20 protein-coding genes are annotated in these 21,657 nt (G+C 44.9%); 13 read left to right on the top strand and 7 right to left on the bottom strand.

Features of this window, described 5'->3' with window-relative positions:
* The first annotated feature begins 61 nt into the window (after window positions 1–61).
* The 6 genes from FN815_RS05150 to FN815_RS05125 are packed head-to-tail and all read left to right on the top strand — an operon-like array spanning window position 62 to window position 5,410.
* Window positions 62–814 carry a hypothetical protein gene (locus FN815_RS05150; RefSeq protein WP_142453546.1) on the top strand — a complete coding sequence of 251 codons (753 nt, stop codon included), beginning with the start codon at window positions 62–64 and terminating at the stop codon, window positions 812–814.
* Window positions 811–2,109, top strand: a complete 1,299-nt coding sequence (locus tag FN815_RS05145) for a DUF4270 family protein (RefSeq protein WP_142453545.1) — start codon at window positions 811–813, stop codon at window positions 2,107–2,109. The genes FN815_RS05150 and FN815_RS05145 overlap by 4 nt, the downstream gene beginning before the upstream one ends.
* A gap of 5 nt (window positions 2,110–2,114) precedes the next feature.
* The gene (locus FN815_RS05140) at window positions 2,115–3,170 is read left to right on the top strand and encodes a Kelch repeat-containing protein (RefSeq protein ID WP_142453544.1); all 1,056 of its coding nucleotides are present in this window, start codon (window positions 2,115–2,117) and stop codon (window positions 3,168–3,170) included.
* Window positions 3,151–3,507, top strand: a complete 357-nt coding sequence (locus FN815_RS05135; RefSeq protein ID WP_142453543.1) for a DUF4907 domain-containing protein — start codon at window positions 3,151–3,153, stop codon at window positions 3,505–3,507. The genes FN815_RS05140 and FN815_RS05135 overlap by 20 nt, the downstream gene beginning before the upstream one ends.
* On the top strand, window positions 3,504–4,703 hold the full coding sequence (locus FN815_RS05130) for a sensor histidine kinase (RefSeq protein WP_142453542.1): 1,200 nt from the start codon (window positions 3,504–3,506) through the stop codon (window positions 4,701–4,703). The genes FN815_RS05135 and FN815_RS05130 overlap by 4 nt, the downstream gene beginning before the upstream one ends.
* A complete protein-coding gene (locus FN815_RS05125) occupies window positions 4,700–5,410 on the top strand; it encodes a LytR/AlgR family response regulator transcription factor (protein WP_142453541.1) in 711 nt (236 codons plus the stop codon). The genes FN815_RS05130 and FN815_RS05125 overlap by 4 nt, the downstream gene beginning before the upstream one ends.
* Here FN815_RS05125 and FN815_RS05120 read toward each other — a convergent pair.
* Together FN815_RS05120 and FN815_RS05115 are read right to left on the bottom strand one after the other, a co-directional pair.
* Window positions 5,381–6,190, bottom strand: a complete 810-nt coding sequence (locus tag FN815_RS05120; protein WP_142453540.1) for a gamma-glutamyl-gamma-aminobutyrate hydrolase family protein — start codon at window positions 6,188–6,190, stop codon at window positions 5,381–5,383. The genes FN815_RS05125 and FN815_RS05120 overlap by 30 nt on opposite strands.
* The gene (locus FN815_RS05115) at window positions 6,180–7,175 is read right to left on the bottom strand and encodes an amidoligase family protein (RefSeq protein WP_185957170.1); all 996 of its coding nucleotides are present in this window, start codon (window positions 7,173–7,175) and stop codon (window positions 6,180–6,182) included. Before FN815_RS05115 ends, FN815_RS05120 begins: the two co-directional genes overlap by 11 nt.
* A 393-nt stretch (window positions 7,176–7,568) precedes the next feature.
* On the opposite strand from FN815_RS05115, the gene FN815_RS05110 reads away from it, so the two are divergent.
* Window positions 7,569–8,681 (top strand): amidohydrolase family protein, encoded by a 1,113-nt coding sequence (locus FN815_RS05110; protein WP_142453538.1) that lies wholly within the window; start codon window positions 7,569–7,571, stop codon window positions 8,679–8,681.
* Between the two features lie 23 nt (window positions 8,682–8,704).
* Window positions 8,705–9,253, top strand: a complete 549-nt coding sequence (locus tag FN815_RS05105; protein WP_142453537.1) for a DUF2911 domain-containing protein — start codon at window positions 8,705–8,707, stop codon at window positions 9,251–9,253.
* 477 nt (window positions 9,254–9,730) lie between these two features.
* On the opposite strand, the gene FN815_RS05100 is transcribed toward FN815_RS05105, so the two are convergent.
* The 5 genes from FN815_RS05100 to FN815_RS05080 form a co-directional block, all read right to left on the bottom strand.
* Window positions 9,731–10,210: a DUF411 domain-containing protein gene (locus FN815_RS05100; RefSeq protein WP_142453536.1), complete on the bottom strand. Its 480-nt coding sequence runs from the start codon at window positions 10,208–10,210 to the stop codon at window positions 9,731–9,733.
* A gap of 320 nt (window positions 10,211–10,530) precedes the next feature.
* Complete coding sequence (gene smpB, locus FN815_RS05095; protein WP_142453535.1) at window positions 10,531–11,004, bottom strand: SsrA-binding protein SmpB; 474 nt, start codon at window positions 11,002–11,004, stop codon at window positions 10,531–10,533.
* A gap of 47 nt (window positions 11,005–11,051) precedes the next feature.
* The gene (locus FN815_RS05090; protein WP_142453534.1) at window positions 11,052–11,468 is read right to left on the bottom strand and encodes a hypothetical protein; all 417 of its coding nucleotides are present in this window, start codon (window positions 11,466–11,468) and stop codon (window positions 11,052–11,054) included.
* Complete coding sequence (locus tag FN815_RS05085; RefSeq protein WP_142453533.1) at window positions 11,468–12,682, bottom strand: site-2 protease family protein; 1,215 nt, start codon at window positions 12,680–12,682, stop codon at window positions 11,468–11,470. The genes FN815_RS05090 and FN815_RS05085 overlap by 1 nt, the downstream gene beginning before the upstream one ends.
* Window positions 12,683–12,705: 23 nt before the next feature.
* Window positions 12,706–13,938: an arginine deiminase gene (locus tag FN815_RS05080; RefSeq protein ID WP_142453532.1), complete on the bottom strand. Its 1,233-nt coding sequence runs from the start codon at window positions 13,936–13,938 to the stop codon at window positions 12,706–12,708.
* Between the two features lie 167 nt (window positions 13,939–14,105).
* On the opposite strand from FN815_RS05080, the gene FN815_RS05075 reads away from it, so the two are divergent.
* The 5 genes from FN815_RS05075 to FN815_RS05055 all read left to right on the top strand — a co-directional run bounded on the left by FN815_RS05075 (window position 14,106) and on the right by FN815_RS05055 (window position 21,280).
* Window positions 14,106–14,960: a transglutaminase family protein gene (locus FN815_RS05075; RefSeq protein ID WP_142453531.1), complete on the top strand. Its 855-nt coding sequence runs from the start codon at window positions 14,106–14,108 to the stop codon at window positions 14,958–14,960.
* 146 nt (window positions 14,961–15,106) lie between these two features.
* Window positions 15,107–16,522 (top strand): CCA tRNA nucleotidyltransferase, encoded by a 1,416-nt coding sequence (locus FN815_RS05070; RefSeq protein WP_142453530.1) that lies wholly within the window; start codon window positions 15,107–15,109, stop codon window positions 16,520–16,522.
* Window positions 16,515–17,387 carry a 4-(cytidine 5'-diphospho)-2-C-methyl-D-erythritol kinase gene (gene ispE, locus FN815_RS05065; RefSeq protein ID WP_142453529.1) on the top strand — a complete coding sequence of 291 codons (873 nt, stop codon included), beginning with the start codon at window positions 16,515–16,517 and terminating at the stop codon, window positions 17,385–17,387. The genes FN815_RS05070 and ispE overlap by 8 nt, the downstream gene beginning before the upstream one ends.
* Window positions 17,388–17,527: 140 nt before the next feature.
* A complete protein-coding gene (locus tag FN815_RS05060; protein ID WP_142453528.1) occupies window positions 17,528–20,011 on the top strand; it encodes a glycogen/starch/alpha-glucan phosphorylase in 2,484 nt (827 codons plus the stop codon).
* Between the two features lie 87 nt (window positions 20,012–20,098).
* On the top strand, window positions 20,099–21,280 hold the full coding sequence (locus tag FN815_RS05055; protein WP_246075155.1) for a mechanosensitive ion channel family protein: 1,182 nt from the start codon (window positions 20,099–20,101) through the stop codon (window positions 21,278–21,280).
* The last annotated feature ends 377 nt before the right edge of the window (window positions 21,281–21,657 follow it).

Here is a 21,657-nt window from a genome sequence, read left to right as displayed (position 1 = left end):
TCCATATCACATGTTGTTTAGATCTTTTTTTCAATATTCCATATTCATAATACTCTGCCTTATGGCAGTTACAGGATGTAGAAATAGCAAAGCTATCATTGAAGCCCAAAGCAGCTGGCAATCTTCGAAGGTTGATCTGTCGGGCCAATATAACAGAGAGCCGGATAGCCTCTACTATTCAGATAAACAAGAGCTCTTTTATTCTATTTCTAACGATTCTAATTACTTGTACGTGACGATCGAGTTTAACAGTGCTGCGATTGGGCAAAAAATGCTGGTCGCCGGCTCCACTTTATGGGTTGATCTCGAGGGAAAACAGATGAAAAGCCTGGGTATACAATATCCATTGGCGAAAAATATGGAAAGGAGGACTGGGGCCGGCCATTCTAAGGAAGGACTAGAAGATCTCGTAGAGGAGAAAACGTTTTTAAAGCTGATCAACTTTCCCAAAATCCCGGAGAACGAAGAATATTACCACTTAGCTGATGGGATTGTGAATGCAAGAGTATGGGAAAACCCAACTACCAGGAATTTAATCTATGCCGCCATTATACCGTTTGAGCAGTTAGCTGCTCAACCATTTAAGGAGGAAGCTGCTGATGAACCCATCACTATTGGCTTAGAAACCGGGGCGTTTAGGAGGCCCTCGGGACCGGGTGATGGAAGGACGCCTCCCGGAGGTCCTCCGGGAGGTTTCCCCGGCGGCGGCAACAAACAAATGCCACCACCCCAAGACAGAAGGCAGGAAAATGGGCTTGACAAAGCAACCGAAGTTTGGTTTCAGTTCACTTTAAAACAGGGCGAGGCAGAATGAAATTCGTAAAGTGCTTGGTGGTAATTTTTATACTGATTTTTTTGGTGAGCTGCGGTGAGGACGGAACCATGATTGGCTCCGGGTTTGTAGATAGCTCAATGGAGGTTATAGCAACAGATACCCTCACCATAAAGGCATCCAGTGTTTTGATGGATTCTGTAGTTACCGATGACGCTACAAACCTGCTGGTAGGCTCTTATCAGGACGATTATTTGGGTACTGTATATGCCAAAGGTTTTGTTCGTTTTAGTGTAGGCAGCGGAGTAACCATAAGTGAAACAGCACAATACGACTCTTTGAGCCTTCGCCTAAAGGTAAATTATCATTACGGAGATGCTGGGGCAAGGCAGCAGTTTTCGCTATACCGTGTGTTGGAAGACATTGAGCCCGCCGGGGATAATACCCAGTTATATAACTTTGATGATTTTGAGACGGAAAGTGCAAGTCTTGCCTCGGTAACAATCACCCCGGAAAATAAAGACAGCCTGGAGATACTACTGCCACAGGCCCTCGGTTTGCCTTTGTTTGAGGCTTTTCAGAATGAAGGAAAGATAGTAGAGGATCAGGAGCACTTTGAGGATTATTTAAAAGGCATTGCCATTTCTAACGGCAACGCATCTAACACCTCGATCTTTGGGTTTCAGGCAGATAGTACGGCTTACCTCTCGCTTAGGCTGCATTACACTGAAACTACAGATGGAGTTGTGGAACAGAAGTATTATGATTTCAATCTCTATTCCCATTTTTCAAATATACAGGGTGATCGCAAAGCACCTTTGAATAAACTGGAAAGTCCAAAAGAGAGTATTAAAAGTACAGAAAGTGGCAACCAGGTATTTATTCAGAATGGTGTGGGTATCATGACCCGCCTCGATTTCCCAACCATAGATAATCTTTTTGATGTTGGACCAAACCTGATTATCAACGGTGCCGAACTGTATCTTTTCCCCCTTGCGCAAAGCTATGAAGAGGAAACGCCCCTTCCTGATCCTCTCATGGTTTATGTGGGAGATGTTCGGCACCGGATAATCGGGTCATACACGGATGATGATGGGAATACTATTTCTGCTTCTCCCACGGTAGATGAAGAGTTTAATCAACAAACATACTATAAGCTGGATATCTCGGAGTTTGTACGGGAGGAACTAGACACAGACCGAATAACCGGGAATGGATTATTACTCACTGCTCCTGCTTCCCAATATCAAGGAAATGTTAACCGAACTATTCTGGGTGGGCCAGCAAATGCCGGTTACAAAATGTACGTAAGCCTTGTAGTTACCAAATTGAATTAAGTAAAATGAATAAGCAACATAGAATGAATAGCAATTACATAAAAACGGTTTTGATTCTTTCACTTACGGCTTTGTCTTTCACAGCTTGTAACGTGTTTAACAGTGATACCGAAAATATAGAATGGGGAGACTGGGCCCGGATTTCTTCCTACGAAGGCATTCCACGAAGCAATGCTGTGGCTTTTTCCATTGATGGAAAAGGATACGTAGGCACCGGTTATAATGGTGACCAGGATGATGACCAGGATCGCTTGAAAGATATCTGGGAGTTTGATCCGGAGATGAATTTCTGGACCCAAAAAGCTGATTTTCCCGGTATTCCACGGAATTCGGCTGTGGCTTTTGTGGCTGACGGAAAAGGGTATGTAGGAACAGGCTACAATGACGATGTGGATGGTTACTACCTGCGGGATTTCTGGGCTTATGACCCGGCCACAAATAGCTGGGATTCCGTTGCCGCTTTTGGAGGGTCAGCTCGCTATGGTGCCGTTGCATTTGCCTTAAATAATAAGGGTTATGTTGGGACCGGACATGACGATAACGACCTTAAAGATTTCTGGCGATACGACCCTGAAACCGATCAATGGGCGCAGGTGGTGAGTATCCCCGGAGAAAAACGTATTGACGCCACGGCTTTTGTTATTGATGACAAAGCATACGTTGGCACCGGAACCAGTAATGGTATATATGAGCCAGATTTTTGGGTATATAACCCAGAGAGCGGGCTTTGGAGTAACCTGCAGAATCTTGATGAAGACCGGGATGAGAACAGCAGAGATATACCCCGCAGTAAAGCTGTTTCATTTACACTGGATGGAAAGGGCTATATAGCGTTAGGCTACAGTGGCGGCAATAAATCAAATATATGGCAGTATAATCCCGAAACGGATGTCTGGACGGATGAAGATTTGGCTGTTTTTGAAGGCAATGCCCGCAGAGATGCCGTGGCTTTTACGATTAACAATCTTGCATATGTAGGCACCGGGAATAACGGAAGTTTGTATTACGATGATTTTTGGGAATACAATCCGAACATAGAAAATGATGAAGACAGTTATTAACAAGATGAATCTGAAGTATATTCTTACCGGATTACTTTGTGTGATACTTATAGGGTCAGTAATGCTGGCTCGTTCTGGTGATCAGGAAACGCCAGCAGGCATGAGTTTTCAGGTACAGACATTTCAATCAGGTACAGGCTGGGGGTATGAGATACTACGCTCCGGCCAACCTCTGATAAAGCAACCTTACATACCTGCTGTTCCCGGGGAAAAACCTTTCAGAAATCAGGCAGAAGCCAATAAAGCCGGGAATTTAGTCTTACAAAAAATTAAACATCATAAAACTCCTGCCTTATCAGTTTATGAGTTGGATAGCCTAAAAATTCAACTAAAATGAGTAAGGAAAATCAATTTATAGAAAAGATAAAAATCCATAAGACCCAGTGGATAGTTGCAGGCATTCATGTATTTGGGTGGCTGCTCCTTTTTTCCTTGCCTACCTATTTGCAACTTAATCACCCTTTTGGTTTTGAATTGCCGTGGGAAGTTCAGGTGAAAAATTATCTGTTCATCTTTTTGCTTTTGGTGCTGTTTTATCTCAATTACTTTCTGTTAATACCTAAAATGCTTTTTCAGCGAAAGTTCTTGGGTTATGCAGTATCAGTTGTAGCCATTGTTTTGCTCACCATGATGACAAACAATCTAATGCATGATGTATTAAATGTGAATGAGGCATTTAGAGAGGCTCGTAGAAATGATCCAAACAGACCGGTGAGTTTTATTCCCCCTTTTCAAGGAATTGGAGATACGGTCAACCCGGTAATTGGGGTAGGTATGGATGTGGATAGTTTACTAATCTCTCCTATGCCACCTCCGGAAGATCGCGGACCCGAAAGAAGAGGGGCATTTGATTTTCTGGCGCTTTTATCTTCAATGTTTATCGTATTGTTAGGTACCGGAATTCAATTTGGACAGCAGTGGTATCGTAACGAGCAGGAGAAAGAAGAGATCGGTAGAGAAAAGCTGCAAACAGAACTTTCATTCCTCAAGAACCAGGTAAACCCGCATTTCTTTTTCAATATGCTGAATAATATCTATTCACTTATTCAGTCAAAACCGGATCGGGCACAAAAAGCCGTTCACAAGTTATCCAAGCTGATGCGCTATATGCTGTATGAGTCATCCCGTGAGAAGGTGACCTTGGGTATGGAAGTAAACTTCATGGAAAATTACATAGAGCTGGTAAAAGTACGGTTGTCTCAAGCTATTTCCGTTGACTTTATTAAAGAAGTAGAAGATGATGAACTAACAATACCGCCTTTACTTTTTATTCCCTTTCTGGAAAATGTATTTAAACATGGAGTGCGCCAAAACGACCCCGCAATTGTAACCATATACATTCGCCAAACCAAAGATTTTATTGAGTTCTTGACCCAAAATAATGTATACAAGCCTGTGAACAATACAGATCAAAAAGGGATAGGACTCAAGAACGCTAAACGTAGATTAGACCTGTTGTATAAAGATAATTATTCACTGAAGGTCAGGGATAAGGGAGAACGTTTTATTGTATATCTAAAGATTCCTGTATGATGATTAAATGTATAGCCATAGATGATGAGCCGCCTGCATTGGAACTAATGTGCAGTTATATCAACAGAACCCCATTCCTGAACTTATTGAAAGCGTCGAATAGTGCTCTTGATTTGATGGAAGATGATCTGTTAAGAGAAGCTGAACTATTATTTATAGATATTGAGATGCCAGATATATCTGGACTCAGCTTTATCAAATCGCTGAAGAATCCGCCAAAAATTATCTTTACTACAGCCTATGACCAATATGCCGTAGAAAGCTATAAAGTAGAAGCTTTAGATTACTTACTGAAGCCCATTAGCTATGAAGAATTCCTGTCGTCTGCACATAAAGCAAAAGAATTCTTGCATATGAGCCAAAGTTCTGAGAAAAATTCCGAAGCGGAGTTTATTTTTGTTCGTTCAGAATACAAATTGGTGAAGCTCAGGTTTGAGGATATCCTTTTTATCGAAGGCTTAAAAGATTATGTGAAGTTTCATCTGTCGTCTACCAAAAAACCGGTGCATTCACTTATCAATTTAAAGAAGTTGGAAGAAAAATTACCAGCGTCATTATTCATGCGAACTCACCGGTCGTACATTGTAAACCTGAAAAAAATTGAATCGGTGGAACGAAGAATAATTCATTTTGAGACCGGGAAAGCCAGGCTGAGTGAAAATAATAGAGAGGACTTTTTAGAGCGTATTAACTCGCTGCATGTGTAATTGTTCTTGAGCAGCCTTCACCAGCTGTTTAAAAATATTACGTTGGCGGGATATCTGGATCAGGTATTCCGGATGCCATTGTACGCCGATTACAAAAGGATAGTCCCGATGCTCGATAGCTTGCCGTACTTCCGTATTGAGCTCCCGGGCAGCCACTTCTATGCCGTCACCAGTTTCATCTATAGCCTGATTGTGCAGGGCGTTTACGTTACAGATGTCGGTTTGCAGGAACTCACACAACCTGGTGTCATCTTTTATCACAATACGCTTCTTGGGGAAAATGGATGATACCTGTGATTTTTCCGCATAAAACCCACGTATATCCTGGTACAGGGTGCCTTTAAAGTGCACATTGATTAGCTGCATTCCTCGGCAAATTCCTAATACAGGTAGGTTTCGTTCTACGGACTGCTGAAGAAGGTTAAACTCCAGCTTGTCCCGTTTCATATCTATGGGAGAGCGTTTGGTATGTTGAAAGTAGCGGGCAAGCCAATAGATGGGGAAGAATAAAATAGACAGAACCCATTCAAATAGCGTGCGTTTGTCGCGGGTAAGTACCGCTCTTTCTATGCGCTGCTGGCCGTATTTCAAAGGCTCAATGTCCGCCCCGCCTCCTAATATCAAACCATCAATTTGTTCAATATCACGAGGCATATTGGGGGTGATGCGCAAGGGTTTGCCACCTGCAATAATGACCGAAAACGCGGTAAAAAGCCACGCAGCCTGTCCCCCTTCGTCGGGGCCCGTGATACCAATCACCGGTTCATAATCATCCATCATTTACCCACCGGTCCATTAGTTTTATCCATTTCTTCTTAATACCAAATACTGACTTTTCATCCATATTTAAAAAAGCGCGTGCATATTGGTTTAATGCTTTGCGGTCTTTAGCTAAACGTTCTACCAGTACCCAACGGTTCCATTCCTCCGCCAACGACCATTCTTCATCCTGAATATTACAATTAGGCAATCGGTAATGAAAGGTAGGGCGTGCCGAGGTTAGTTCTTCCTCCAGTAGCGAGGAGGTAATTTCTTCATCCATAAACATAAACACAGGAAGCAAATCCAGAGGGCGGTTACGCGAGTTTTTGAATTCAAAGTAATCGACTATCAGTGTTTGTAAGTCGGGCTGATAATCAGGCTGCAGAATGTGCCGTATGTAATCAATTTCGTACTCGTTGATGTAAGGGGTGATTTTACGGGAAAGATCAATTTTTGCATCCTTGCGGATCCAGCCATCCAGCATCACATAGGCCTGCAAGTGCCGCAAAATACTGTCGGCCGTTAGTTCGGGTACTTCAGGGTTCAAATGTAACCCAAACGCATAAAAGAACGAGCTGCCGGTTCCTTTGGCTTTCCACTCGCGCAACTTATCCACCAGTTCGTTCAGGTGGAGTAATTTCGGGAGTGGTATAGGCGGGGTGATAATTTCAAAGGGCACTACGGTTGAGGCCATATCGCGTAGGGTGTCTTCCAGCTTATCTTTATTCTTAAGCTTGTCGATATTTATCCCTATTGACTTCAGGGCTTTTTCATATTTCTTATTCAGAAAAAGACTAGCATCCAGTTCCAGAGAAAAATCACCAAACCTGGTATCCGAAACTTTATACTCATACCCGCTCAGTTGCGAAACTTTGCCTCCATATAACTCAGAGATCATATTGGCGGCATCTTTAATCTCTACCCCGGTAAACTCAAACTCGAAGCCCACCGAGCGTTCATTGCCGTCCTGGTTTTTTTGTTGAGGCGGTATGTTAAAATTCAATATTGCCTGTTTTGTTTTGAGTAATACACACGTTAAACAGAATGTAGGAAGGTATCAATCCTGAAATTATGTTGATTGCAGATTACAGATTTTTTTTATGATTCTGAGCGACAGCGTAGAACCTTAGCCAAGAAATAATTACCAATTTGCTACAAGAAAACCGGTTGAATTAGCTATAATTAGTACAGGCACTTGCTTGAAGTTGTTCCGAAGAAATCAATCCATTGAGTAGCCCAATTCGAGGTAATTTGTTCTTAGAAATAAACCCATAGCGCACGGATTTATCCGTGGGCTATGGTATTGTTTCGAATTCACTTTTGGGGATGAGCGGGTTGATAAAATCATCACCCCAAAACCAGTAGCACAAAAACCGTGCATTAGCTATACTTAGGCATGAAAAATCTACGACTATTCTACTTTATCGTTGCTGTTCTTCTCTTAAGCGGCAACACTACCCTGGCACAGGAACCCGATACTACTATGAGTTTCGAGGAATATGACCCCGAATCCACGCTGGTAGTACCTGGCGAGGTCATTAAATCAGCGAAGTATCCTTTTGTGGATGTACATAGCCACTTATGGCGGATGAGCGAGATGGACCTGTCGGTCACTGCAAAAGAGATGGATAGCCTGAATATGAAAGTGCTGGTGAATCTGAGCGGACGTTCCGGCGAGCGCCTCAAACAAATGGTGGAGGCGGCTGAGGCTCAGGCCCCCGGACGATTTATCGTATTTGCCAACCTCGATTTTGATGGCATTGACGACCCGGACTGGACCGAACGTACCGTGCAACAACTGCAGGAAGATTACGAGAATGGAGCACGCGGACTCAAGATTTTCAAAAATCTCGGGCTTACCGTAACAGATTCAGAAGGCAACCGATTGCACACGGATGATCCCCGCCTGGACCCGGTGTGGGCCAAAGCAGGGGAATTGGGTATTCCGGTGCTTATCCATACCGGCGAGCCGGAAGTATTTTGGGCACCCATCAACGAAAAAAATGAGCGTTGGCTGGAAATGAAGAACTTCCCTAATCGACACCGGGGCGATTCTACCCGCTATCCCAGCTGGGAAGTGGTGATGCAGGAACAATGGAATGTATTTCGCAAACATCCGGAAACCACCTTCATTAACGCACATCTTGGCTGGATGGGCAACGACCTGGCCCGGCTGGGTGATTTACTGGATGAATTTCCGAATGTGTATACCGAGATTTCTGCTGCGGTGGCTGAGATCGGTCGGCAGCCCCGATTTGCCCATGACTTCTTCGTTAAATATCAGGACCGGATTTTATTCGGCAAAGATACTTATCGCCCCAAAGAATATTGGGTGTATTTTCGTGTGCTGGAAAGTGATGACGAGTATTTTGACTATTTCAGAAAACGCCACGCATTCTGGAAAATGTATGGATTGAATTTACCGGACGAAGTGTTAGAAAAAGTGTATTATAAAAATGCCCTCAAGGTCGTACCGGGCATCGATGCATCTTTATTCACAACCAACTAACACAAATAATTAACAGGGATACTATGAAGAAACTACTGCAACTAACCTTTTTGATGGTAGTAACCGCTTTTTTTGCGACGGAATTTAGCTATGCACAGGAGCGTGGGAGTGATCAAAACCGTGCAAGTCCAAATGCTTCAGTAAGCCAAACTATTGGTACCACCGTAGTAACAGTGACCTACGGACGTCCTGGTTTGAAAGGGCGTTCCTATTTTGGGGAAGGCTCTCAATTGGCTCCGGTTGGAACCGTTTGGAGAACAGGCGCTAACGAATCTACCGCTATTACCTTTTCTGATGACTTGAGCTTTGGCGGAGAATCTGTTGATGCCGGAACCTATTCACTCTACACCATTCCTGGCGAAGATGAATGGACCATCATCTTGAACAACAAGCTGTCTTGGGGAACCCAATATGATGAAGCCGAAGATGTAGTACGCGTTATGGCATCTCCCATGGAAGCCGACGAATCCGAGTGGTTTGAAATCTATTTTGATGAACTCTCGGCTGACAAAGCCCACATGAATTTACACTGGGGAGCAACCAAAGTAGCCGTGCCCATTACCACGGAATAACTGGGTCGCTTGATTATTGAAAAGCAAAAGCCTCTCTGGAAACAGAGGGGCTTTTTTTATTAATTGCAGATTTGAAATTTCATATTACAGATTGGGTTGTTGTCATTGCTGTTGATGTTAGACATTAGGTAGATTCTTGAAATCCATTATTGTCCTAATATCTGTTACCGAAAAAAGTAGTTCATGTATGATGGGCTGATGCTTTGCAAAATGCAAGATCCTTCGGCGGTAGCTTCTGGATGACTCCCCACCGTTGGTATGGGAGTTGCTAAGCTTCAAAAGATCGCCACGTCGGCACCCGCAAGGCCAGAGTGTATGCAACTTGCCTCCTCGCGATGACAGTCTTTGGGTAGATGTTTGAAATCTATCCTTATCTCAATACCTATCTCTGGAAAAGTTGTTTAGGAATGTTAAACAAAAAAGTCCTCCAAAAGCAGATGCTTTAGGAGGACTATAAAATCTAAGTCACAAATTTATTTAGTGCGAGGCATACACGCTGGTTGTGCCATCATTGTGCACCAGCAGTACATCATAGTTGTCGGCTGGGCGACCGGGCATTTCCATGCCGGGAGAGCCGGTAGGCATGCCGGGTACCGCTATACCTATAGCGTCGGGGCGTTCTGAGAGAAGGCGCTCCACATCTTCACGGGGAACGTGGCCTTCCACTACGTAACCATCAATCATGGCGGTGTGGCAAGAGGCCAGCTCACGCGTGATGCCATTCTCATGTTTAACCTGCATCAAAACAGGAGTGGGTTTTTCTTCTACAGTAAAATCACCTTCGGCCATATGATCGCCCCACTTGGTACAGCACTGGCAACCCTGGTTTTTATACATCACCACCTGGGTTTTATCAGAAGCCAAAAGCTGGCTGCTGGAGTTACCGGGCCAAAACAGAAAAGCAGCAACGCCGGCGGTGATCAATAATCCAATAATTAAAATATTCTTGTTCTTCATAATGAAATTGTTAGGGATGAAGTTTGTGGATAAAAAATAACTGAATTCGCCGAGATTTAGTACGGCAACATGCAAAAGCTTGTATTTTATTAATTGCTCCGGCCTTTAGGTCGGTGAAAGTAAAGTCAGTAACTAAAGCTTTGCCCCACTGATGATAAAGGATAACCAGAAACAAAAGCTTTGGCAATCACGGCATCTAAAATATATGGATATAACCCTCGGTTCAATTATTGACCTGTAAGCCATCATTGGCTCGGGTTCTTTTATTTAAAAAATACTTAACCGGAGCTACTTATATCCAGTATCAGATATTAGCAGACCTACATATTAATCTTGTAATTGCCTTTCACGTTCCGCTCAATCTGGCGTTTCACATCTTTTTCTTTGATGGAGTCGCGCTTGTCGTACTGCTTTTTACCTTTGGCTACGCCGATCAATACCTTGGCATTACCGCGCTTAAAGTACAATTTCAGCGGAATAATGGTAAAGCCTTTTTGTTGGATGGCTTTATCGAGCTCGCGGATTTCTCGTTTGTGGAGCAACAACTTGCGTGGCCGACGCGGGTCATGGTTATAATAAGAACCATGTTCGTAAGGTTTGATGTATAGCTCACGCAGCCATGCTTCCCCATTTTGCAGGTAGGCAAACGAATCGGTAAAACTGGCTTTGCCTTGTCGCAGCGATTTCACCTCGGTCCCTTTCAATGCAAGGCCTGCCTCGTAGGTTTCTTCTACATAGTAGTCATGCCGGGCTTTCCGGTTTTGAATGGTAGGTGTCGTCTTTTTATCGCTCATAATATCACAGATTTTTGTGATTTAAGGATTGCTCAGGTTTTGTAATACTAAACCTGGAAGCCTAATTCTTGTAGCTTATCCAAGACCTCTTGTTCCGGCTGTCGGTTTGGGAAAGTGCGGTAAATGGAAAGAATTTGCTCCGTTTCCGCAATAGCTTTTTCGTTATCAGGATTGATTTCCAGCACGGCAATAAACTGTCGCAGTGCCTCATTCGCATTTTCCCGCATTTGCGAAGGGTCTGCATTGTAAATCAGGTAAATACCATATTGCAGGTGTACTTCCTCTTTTTGTGCGGTCACCTCTTCAGAGGCCGGTTGATCTTCCAGCAGTTCTAGGGCTTCTTCAAATTTCTGTTCGGCAATCAGGCTGTCCACCTGTTGTTCCAGGTTTTGGGTAGATTCGGAGCAGGCGGTAATGAGCCCGAGAGCCATCACCCCAAGAAAAAATAATCGTAGATGTTTCATTAATTGATATAAATTGGGTTTGGACTAATACAGAGAATAAAGATAAGCATACTCAGCCAGCCTATCACGCGCCGCGTGGGAGATAATTTTTCCTCGTAATCTACCGGCGGGTGTTCTACTTTAACCACGAATGCAATAAAAAAGCACCAGAATAGCCATACAAGGGAGTTTTGACTGGTGGCAGCGTCAGCAAAGAAGGCAGTATAGCCTGCGGTGAATGCGAGTGAAGTTACTACCATGGCGTTGACCCATCCGTCGTTTGTGCGGAAAGCTTTGCGCATGAGAAGATACAAGGCACCTCCCCAAACCAGCCATTCCACATATGGCAGGTTAATATAGCCCGAGATGAAATCCCCCAAAAAGGGAACCGCACTCGTACCCGCCAGACCCGTGATACCGGCAAAGAATATTTTTGCTACCATGCTGTGCTTGCGGTATCCAATCAGCGAATAGAGAATGTGGCCGCCGTCCAGTTGTCCTACCGGCATCAGGTTTAATGCGGTGAAAAAGAGGCCCAGCCATCCTGCTAATAAAAAGGGGTAGTGGTACATCTCCCACATCGGCGGGACATTATCAAAAAAGGAAGCAATTCCGCTGTAGAGTAAGGTATTGCCGAAGGTAAGAACGCCCATTTCGGTCCGGTCGGTGATGTGTTCCGGGTATGTGCCATTTTGCGCTACGTATTCCTTCAACTCCTCATGGCCCGCAAAGTTCATCACATAATCGGGCTCAGGGAGGGTGGCAAAGCCGATCAGTAACACAACGAGGGCCACAATGAATCCGCCGACCGGGCCTGCTGCGCCTACATCAAACAATTGATACATCCGACGAATCCGCTCCTTAATACGAATAACGGCGCCCATGGTGCCAATGGCAAAAGGGATCGGGATGTAGTAGGGCAAGGTGGTTTTGATGTTATGCTTTACCGCGGCTAGATAGTGACCAAATTCATGCACGGTAAGAAAACACAGAAACAAAACGGCAAACAGCAATCCCCGTAAGGTGTCAGGCCAGCTTGGCAAAGCGAAAGGAAAACCACTGGGAGCAAAACCTACATAATTGGCACCGGCCATGGTTACGCAGAAAAAGGTGAGCAGAAAAAGCCCAAGGTGTTTTAAAATGGTCCGGGTATCCAGCTTGTTGGTTGGCTCCTCGTGAGAGTCAAGTACTTCAAAGTCTGTCGTAATTTCCTCTTGATGGGTGTCAGTGCTCAATCGTCTTGGTTTATGGGGTTAGGTTAATGTAGTGGTTTTCGGGAAATGGGCAGTGTCATGCAACGTGCCCCTCCGCGTCCCCGGCACAATTCGTGTCCCTGGAAACTGATGGCAATCTTTTGTCCATTGGAAGGGGAAAATTCTTTGTTGCCGTATTCTTCAACAAACTCAAATTGGGTCATCAAATCATATCCGTGATCTACCAGCGTATTAAAAGTGTTGGTATTACGTTCGTAGCCTACAATTATTCCGGGGGCCAAAGCAAAAACGTTCGCGCCGTCGGTCCATTGTTCGCGGAATTGGTTGGTTCGGTCTTCTCCTCCACACTTTATAAAGTTGAAGCTCTCACCGGTGCTTTCTTCCAGCGCCTGTTGCAATGAGATCCGCATTTCGGTTTTGATAGAGTCGCCGTCTTTAAACAAAGCCACTACATTGTTTTTTTGTTCCATGATGGCAGGCGGGAAGGCAATACATTCATTACGGTCGGCAAAAGTAAAAATGGTATCCAGGTGCATGGACGAACGTTGTTTGGGGATGTCAACCGCCAGCACGGTTTCCACACCGCTTTTCAATAAGCCTTCGGTCCCTTTCATCAATCCGCTAAAAGAGGTGCGCTCACTCATCCCGATAAGCACCAGTTTCTTATTTACCACCAGCACGTCGCCGCCCTCAATGGATTGATGGCCGGAGATGCGAATAGCGTTATCACGAACGGAATCAAAAAGCGGATGAAACTGCACAAGGGTTTCCATGAGCAGTGATTCCCGGAGACGCGCTTTCTTTGCCGCCCTGGAAATGAGAATGCCACTGTCTACGACGGCAGCCAGGTCGCGGGTAAAAAGCAGGTTTGGGGAAGGATGCAGGGTAAACCCTTTGGAGTTTTTTAAATACCCTTGCGTGATAAACACCAAGAGTTCTTTGGGATCCAATTTCAGTAATTCAGGCTCAACCAACTGGAGGTTAGCTTCGGGAAATTCTTTCACCATTTGCTCAATGAAATAGGCCCGGGCATCTTCTTTTTGCAATACTTCTTCAAAAATATCCAGGATTTCGATCACTTTTCCATCAGCGGGCATGGCAGTCTTAAATACGTCCAGCATGTCAAGGTGCTCGCCGCGGGCGTCATCTTCAAAAATAATATCATCGAAAAGCAGCTCATCTTTGAGCTCGGGGTTTACCAGAGACACTTCATGCCCCGGTGTATGCACAATCACCCCTTGCAGGTGACCGATTTCAGAAGAAACATTGATTTCCATAGTACGCGCTTAGTAATTATTGATGAAAGCTGTGAAATATACAGGTTAACAGCCGGATATATAAGCGCCAACCCGGATTATTCCCCAAGAAAATTCCGGGAAAGAAATCGGGGGTAATTGGTTGAGTGAATCAATATCTTTAGCCTCAATAAAAAGAGACCATATTTATGACAACAAAATCAGAAATAGAGTCCTTGCTTTTTTTGATGGACGACCCGGATCCCTTTGTGCAGGAAAGCGTGGAGAACCGGCTACACCAATTAGGAGAAAAAGCAGTACCTATACTGGACCAGTATCGTGCCGAGACGAGTAATAAGAACGAAAGAAAGAGAGTGAATGAGGTTATCCACAAGCTGACCTTTGATGCGCTGGAGTCTGATTTCATTGAGGTGATGGAAGGCGGATTGAAAACCCGAAAATCACTGGAAACAGCTATTTTGACGCTTTCCCGATTCGGCAATCCAACTTTGCGAATTTCTGATTACCAGCACAAGCTGGATCATTTTGCACAAGTGGTGGAGCCCCAGATTAAGTACAAGCTGGATGAGCGAAAGAAAATGAAGAAGTTTCTCGCCTTCATTTTTGAAGACCTGAATTTCCGTGGGGATGCTTCCAACTATCACGCCCCGGAAAACTGTTACTTGAGCAACGTGATTGACCGCCGCAAAGGCCTGCCCATCTCACTTAGCCTGGTGGTGATGTTTATCGCCCGCCGCCTGGAGCTGCCGTTTTTTGGGATCAACATGCCTATTCATTTTATGCTAAATTTTGTGGGTGATAAAGAAGAGCTACTCATTGACCCGTACGACAACGGGGAAGTAGTCACCTACGATCAGTGCTATTTCTTTCTGAAGAAAAACAACATAGAGCCGCGTCCCGAGCATTTCCGCATTGCAACCAACCTGGATATCGTACTCCGCTGCCTGCGCAATCTCATTCACAGTTACGAGCGCCTTGAGGAGCCCGGACGCATGGAAAGTCTTAAAAACCTGCTCAACATTGCAGAAATGTATCAGGATTAATCACGGCCTGCAGAGCGGTCCAATGAAATTACAAGCCGGTATCGTTCCGCAGGCTCGATGGGCAAAAATCAGCATACAGCAAATAATCCGCGATCTCCTCTGAAAGCAACCTTCAACATTCCTATCTTTGCGGTGCTTTGGAACACATGAAAAACATACCCGATTCACATCAAACCGTATTTTCCATTATTAGCGACGCGGCAGCCGCGCTCGGTACGCCCGCCTATGTAGTAGGTGGCTATGTGCGCGATTACTACCTCGATCGACTCAAGGAAGATAGTATTGACATCGATTTTGTAACCGTAGGCTCCGGCATCGAATTAGCCAAAGAGGTAGCCCGGCGCATTGATGGATCAAGCCTGGCCGTGTACAAACAGTTTGGAACCGCCCAGGTAAAAGCCGGCGACCTGGAACTGGAATTTGTTGGCGCCCGCAAAGAAAGCTATCGTAAAAATTCCCGCAAGCCTATCGTGGAAGACGGCACACTGGAAGATGATCAGCTGCGGCGTGATCTCACTATTAACGCTTTGTCGTGGTCGCTGAATAAAGAAGACTACGGTGCGCTGAATGATCCTTTTGAAGGAATGAAGGATCTGGAAAACGAAAATATCAAAACGCCCATCGATCCACATCAAACCTTTGATGATGATCCACTGCGGATGATGCGGGCGATCCGTTTTGCTTCCCAGCTGAATTTCAGGATTGAAGAGCAAACCTTTCAGGCCATTACCGACATGGCTGAGCGTATCAATATTATCTCTAAAGAGCGTATTATTGAGGAGCTCAATAAAATAATATTGAGTGATAATCCTTCGTTGGGTTTCACCATGTTGTTTAAAACGGGATTGCTCAAAGAGTTCTTCCCCGAAATGAGCGCCCTGCATGGGGTGAAAGAACGCAACGGTGTGCGCCATAAAGATAATTTCTGGCATACACTGAAGGTGCTGGATAATGTGATAGAACTGGGCGCCGATTTGTGGCTGCGCTGGGCGGCTATTATGCACGATATCGCCAAACCTCCAACCCAAAGATTTCATAAAGAAGCCGGATGGACTTTTCACGGTCACGATGCCCTGGGCGCCAAATGGACCAAGAAGATCTTTCGTCGGCTGGGTTTGCCGCTGGATGAGCGCATGCGATACGTGCAAAAACTGGTGCGGCTGCATCTTCGGCCTATCGCGCTGGTATCGGATGAGGTTTCCGACTCTGCCATCCGCCGTCTTATTTTTGAGGCCGGGGATGATATTGACGACCTCATGAAACTCTGCCGAGCCGATGTGACTACCAAAAACGACTATAAGCAAGAGCGCTACCAAAAGAATTTTGATTATGTAGAGCGGCGTATTCAGGAAGTGGAAGAGAAAGACCGCATTCGCAACTGGAAGAATCCGCTATCCGGTGAGGATATTATGGAGGCGCTCAATATCAAGCCAAGTCGCACGGTGGGAGATGTAAAAGATGCAGTGAAAGAGGCGATACTGAACGGAGATATCCCCAATAACCATGAGGCCGCTTTTAATTATATGATGGAACACAAAGAGGAGTTTTTAGACAATGGCTGAACTGTGGATTTCGAATTCGTATGCAAAGATTAACCTGGGACTTAATGTCATTGAGCGTTTGGATGATGGCTACCATGCCATCGAAACCGGCTTTTGTTTTATTGAATGGAATGACCGTTTTGAAGTAAAGCCCTCGGGCCGCATGGATCTGGAGATGTCGGATGAAAAAATTCCGGTGGACGATCGCAACCTGATTGTTCAAGCCGTGAAGTTATTGCAGAAAGAAGCCGGACTAAAAGACGAGTTTCACATCAAAGTAGAAAAGAATATACCGACCAGTGCCGGTTTAGGTGGGGGCAGTAGCAATGCGGCCACTATCCTGCGTATGATGAACAAAATTGCCAACCTGGGGCTTTCGCAGGAGGACCTGATAAAGCTGGGAGGACGCATTGGTGCTGATGTGCCCTTCTTTTTAAAGGGTGAACCGGGCTTGGGTACCGGGCGCGGCGATGACATCGAGCCGCTGGATATTCAACCTGATTCGTGGATTGTAACGGTATACCCAAACATTGAAAGCAGTACGGCAGAAGCCTATCAGTTTTGTGAGCCTGCTGAGCCGGAGTTTTCGCTCAAAAATGTTTTGGTAGATGAAGAGCCCGATGAGTGGCGCTATCTGCTAATGAACGACCTGGAGAAATCGGTATTTCCACGCCTGCATTTGGTGGGCAATGTGAAAGATCAGATGTACGAGTTTGGGGCCGAGTACGCCAGTATGAGTGGAAGCGGTTCCAGCGTTTTCGGCGTTTTTGAACAGGATTTTGTTGCAATTAACGCGTATGAGTCGTTTCATAAACTTGGTTTCCCGGCTAACTTAACACGGCCGGGCTTTAAACCTGATCAAGGAATTTATTTAAAGGAGGGGTAATAAGGTGTTATAGTAATATGGTGGTTTTATAAAAATTATACCTTTAATTCTGTAGATAATTTTAGCAAGTCGATTAATAAGGGCACCATCACCATATTACTATAACACCTTATTACCCTCATCACACAACAAAGAGATTTATGAGTAAGAAAAAGAATAATGGAGTTAACATCCGTTCCGGGATGGATAAAGATTCACTCCGAGAAGATATTAAACTGCACCTGCGCCATACGTTGGCGAAAGATGAATATTCCACCACCAACTGGGACCGGTATAAAAGTGTAGCGCTTACCGTCATGGATCGCTTGAACGACCGGATGTTAAACACCCAGCAACATTTCTATAAATCGGATGCCAAGCGCGTGTATTATCTGTCGATGGAGTACCTGATTGGCCGCCTGTTGGATAATATGCTGGTAAACCTTGATGTGCGTGATATTGTAGCTGAAGCCTTGGATGAGGTAGGTCTGGACTATGAAGATATTCGCGAGCATGAATGGGATGCCGGTTTGGGTAACGGAGGCTTGGGCCGCTTAGCTGCCTGCTTCCTGGATTCCATGGCAACGCTGGGTATTCCTGCCATCGGACATGGTATCCGGTATGACTATGGTATCTTCTACCAGAAAATTCAGAATGGCTACCAGGTTGAGCGCCCTGACTTGTGGCTCAAGTATGGAAACCCATGGGACATTGTACGCCCTAAAGTGCAGTACCCGGTAGAGTTTTATGGTAACCAGGGTACGGTAAATTCCAGCAATGGAAATGTGCACTACAAATGGGAGAACACCCACCGTGTAAAAGCTGTTGCTTATGATACTCCAATTCCCGGTTACGACAATGGCATTGTGAACTACCTGCGTTTGTGGAAAGCTGAATCATCGGCTGCTATTGACCTGAAGAGTTTCAACCAGGGGCAATACATTGATGCGGTTCGGGATAACCAGCTGGAAGAAAATATTTCGCGCGTGCTGTATCCTAACGACAAAGTATTTGTTGGGCAGGAATTACGCCTGAAGCAGGAGTATTTCCTGGTATCGGCTTCGCTGCAGGATATTATTCGCCGGTTCAAGAAGATGTCTTCCGACTTTACCAAGCTGCCCGAAAAAGTTTCTATTCAATGCAACGATACGCATCCAAACCTGGCTATTCCGGAATTGATGCGTTACCTGCTGGACGAAGAGCATATGGACTGGGACAAAGCATGGGATATCACCAAAAATACCATGGCTTATACCAACCACACGCTGATGCCTGAGGCTTTGGAAAAATGGCCGGTATCGCTGATGCGTAACCTGTTGCCACGACACCTGCATATCATTTACGAAATTAACCGACGCTTCCTGAACGATGTGAAGATTAAACTGGGTGATGATAAGAATCGCCTGAGCCGCATGAGTATTGTTGGGGAAGGCGAAAACCCCGTAGTGCATATGGCACATCTGGGTATTGTTGGTTCCCGAAAAGTGAATGGGGTTGCGGCACTACACTCCCGTTTGTTGAAGGAATCTATGTTTAAGGACTTCAATGAGATGTACCCGGACAAGTTTACCAATAAAACCAACGGTATTACCCCGCGGCGCTGGCTGAAGCAATGTAATCCCAAGTTTTCTGAGCTGATTACAAAGCATATTGGTGATGACTGGATTACCAAGCTGGATGAATTGAAGGGGCTCAACAAGCTGGCGGACGATAAGGAATTCCAAAAAGCCTTTGCCGATATCAAGGTGGAGAACAAAAAACGTCTGGCCGATTACATCAAAGAAAACAACAATCTGGATGTAGACCCCAATTCCATGTTTGATATCCAGATTAAACGTATTCACGAGTATAAACGTCAACTGATGGCGGCACTGCATGTGATTACCCTGTATAACCGACTGAAGGAAAATCCGGATCTGGACATCGCACCACGTACGGTGATTTTTGCCGGAAAAGCGGCACCGGGTTACACCATGGCCAAGCTTCACATCAAACTAATAAACAGCATTGGGGAAGTAGTAAATAACGACCCGGATGTAAGCGACAAGCTCAAGTGCGTATTCCTGCAAAATTACAGTGTGTCACTGGCGGAGAAAATGATTCCGGCAGCCAACCTGTCTGAGCAGATATCTACGGCCGGTATGGAAGCTTCCGGAACTGGAAACATGAAGTTTGCCCTGAACGGCGCGCTCACGATCGGTACGCTGGATGGAGCCAATGTTGAAATCAAAGAAGAAGTTGGCGATGACAACATTTTCATCTTTGGGCTTGAAGTAGAAGACGTGGAGCAAATGCGCCGCGAAGGTTACAACCCATGGAATTATTACAACGGAAACGAGGAGCTGAAGAAAGCGCTGGATCAAATCCGGGACGGACACTTTAGCCCCGAGAACAAAGAGCTATTTCATCCAATCATCAATGCGCTGCTACATGAAGGCGACTACTTTATGGTACTGGCCGATTACGAGGCGTATGTGAAAAGGCAGGAAGAAGTTTCCGAGTTGTTCAAAGATCAGGATGAATGGAACCGGAAGGCTATTCTCAACGCAGCCAATATTGGCAAGTTTTCCAGTGACAGAACCATCCGGGATTACAATGATGAGATCTGGCAAGCTCCCGAAATTGGTGAGCTTAAACCTGAATAGTTACTGTTAAAACAAGATTAAAAAGCACCATGTTGGGCAGAAGTTAATTTTTTTGCCACGAGATGGTGCTTTTTTTACTTTTGGGCCATGCAACAAATACCCTTAGATCCAACAGCTCAAGTTGATTCACTGAAACCCGATAGTGCGGATGCTATCATTTCAGCTGACTCAGCTATGAAAATTCCTGATCCCACGGACTATTCCATTACGGAAACGTTTCAGTATATCTGGGATTTATTACAGGTTCAGTTATTCAGCATCCAAAACACGCCGGTCACCTTTCTGAAGCTGATCATTTTTGTGATGCTGCTGATAGGTTTCTCCTTGTTTGCCTCTTTTATTAAGAGGTTGCTGCATAAGCGTGTGTTGCCCCGTTTTGTTAGAGACAGCGGGTTGCAGTATACCCTGGCCCGTATTTCGCAATACATTGTTACGGTGATTGGAATTTTCTTTGCCTTCCAGTTTTTAGGGATCGACATGACGGGCCTTGCGGTGATTTTTGGTTTCCTATCGGTTGGTATTGGTTTTGGTCTCCAAAACATTACCTCCAATTTTATTTCAGGTTTGATTGTGTTGTTTGAGCGACCCATTAGTGTGGGGGATCGCGTTTCGGTGAATGATATTGAAGGCGATATTCAAGAGATAAACATCCGCTCTACCAAGGTAAAGACCCTGGATAATATTTCCATTATCGTACCTAATTCCGAGTTTGTTTCGAAGGATGTGATCAACTTTTCTCACGGGGATTCTACCTACCGGCTTTCCATTGATGTGGGGGTGAGCTATTCCTCTAATCTGGATACGGTTTTAAAAGCATTGAATGAAGTTGCGGAAGAAAGCGACAGTGTTCTGCGGACCATCGAGCACGAAGTACAGCTCCGTAGTTTTGGGGATTCGTCATGGGATATGAAGCTGTTGGTTTGGATTGCGGACGTAAAAAATCGATACAGGGTGCAAAATGAACTCAATCAAGCCATCGTGCGCAAGTTTGCCGAGTACGATATCGAAATTCCATTCCCGCAAAGAGATTTGCATGTGCGTTCCGGACTTACCCCAGTGGCAAGCGGAGAAGAAAAGAAAGAGGATAAGCAGTCATCGAAGAAAGAAGAAAAAGCCAAAGACGAGAAATCATCCCAAAAGAAAAAAAGCGAAAGCAAAGAAGAAGTTTCGGAGAGTAACGAGGCCAAAGTGGAGAAAAAGGATGATGGTGAGGATGAAAAATCATCTCAAACACGACCTGATAAAGATGATGAGGATTCTAAGAAATAGCTTCCTGCTATTCTTAATTGGGATTGTTTAGACTGAATTCCTTTGTCTCAACGAAGAGCGATTGGAGCGAGTAGAAAAGGGCATAATGCAATATTGGGGTCATCCCTGCGCAGGCAGAGATCTTATTATTGCCATAAAGTCAATTGGTTGATGACAAAAGGATAATTAGATTCCGGGCCTCCGCCGCGGAGCGGTTGGAGCGTGTAGAAGTTTTGATTCACGTTCTTTTGCTTTGGTGCTACTGGTCGGACAAATCTGTCCGACCTACGTTTTTTAGTTCCAACGCAGAGCGTGTGGAACGAGGGTGAATTGATTGCTTGTAAGAAGGATAAATTTATCCGACACACAAGAATCGGGTAAAGCAAAGCAGCTATTCA

The organism is Gracilimonas mengyeensis, assembly GCF_900182705.1.
GTDB lineage: Bacteria > Bacteroidota > Rhodothermia > Balneolales > Balneolaceae > Gracilimonas > Gracilimonas mengyeensis.
This window is presented reverse-complemented; position numbering and strand designations above follow the sequence as displayed.

Coding starts and splice junctions, on each gene's coding strand:
- FN815_RS05120 (WP_142453540.1), bottom strand. CDS start 6,190: ATGATGGATGATTATGAACCGGTGATTGGTATCACGGGCCCCGACGAA.
- FN815_RS05105 (WP_142453537.1), top strand. CDS start 8,705: ATGAAGAAACTACTGCAACTAACCTTTTTGATGGTAGTAACCGCTTTT.
- smpB (WP_142453535.1), bottom strand. CDS start 11,004: ATGAGCGATAAAAAGACGACACCTACCATTCAAAACCGGAAAGCCCGG.
- FN815_RS05130 (WP_142453542.1), top strand. CDS start 3,504: ATGAGTAAGGAAAATCAATTTATAGAAAAGATAAAAATCCATAAGACC.
- FN815_RS05075 (WP_142453531.1), top strand. CDS start 14,106: ATGACAACAAAATCAGAAATAGAGTCCTTGCTTTTTTTGATGGACGAC.
- FN815_RS05140 (WP_142453544.1), top strand. CDS start 2,115: ATGAATAAGCAACATAGAATGAATAGCAATTACATAAAAACGGTTTTG.
- ispE (WP_142453529.1), top strand. CDS start 16,515: ATGGCTGAACTGTGGATTTCGAATTCGTATGCAAAGATTAACCTGGGA.
- FN815_RS05145 (WP_142453545.1), top strand. CDS start 811: ATGAAATTCGTAAAGTGCTTGGTGGTAATTTTTATACTGATTTTTTTG.
- FN815_RS05100 (WP_142453536.1), bottom strand. CDS start 10,210: ATGAAGAACAAGAATATTTTAATTATTGGATTATTGATCACCGCCGGC.
- FN815_RS05125 (WP_142453541.1), top strand. CDS start 4,700: ATGATGATTAAATGTATAGCCATAGATGATGAGCCGCCTGCATTGGAA.
- FN815_RS05080 (WP_142453532.1), bottom strand. CDS start 13,938: ATGGAAATCAATGTTTCTTCTGAAATCGGTCACCTGCAAGGGGTGATT.
- FN815_RS05150 (WP_142453546.1), top strand. CDS start 62: ATGGCAGTTACAGGATGTAGAAATAGCAAAGCTATCATTGAAGCCCAA.
- FN815_RS05090 (WP_142453534.1), bottom strand. CDS start 11,468: ATGAAACATCTACGATTATTTTTTCTTGGGGTGATGGCTCTCGGGCTC.
- FN815_RS05135 (WP_142453543.1), top strand. CDS start 3,151: ATGATGAAGACAGTTATTAACAAGATGAATCTGAAGTATATTCTTACC.
- FN815_RS05110 (WP_142453538.1), top strand. CDS start 7,569: ATGAAAAATCTACGACTATTCTACTTTATCGTTGCTGTTCTTCTCTTA.
- FN815_RS05060 (WP_142453528.1), top strand. CDS start 17,528: ATGAGTAAGAAAAAGAATAATGGAGTTAACATCCGTTCCGGGATGGAT.
- FN815_RS05070 (WP_142453530.1), top strand. CDS start 15,107: ATGAAAAACATACCCGATTCACATCAAACCGTATTTTCCATTATTAGC.
- FN815_RS05055 (WP_246075155.1), top strand. CDS start 20,099: ATGCAACAAATACCCTTAGATCCAACAGCTCAAGTTGATTCACTGAAA.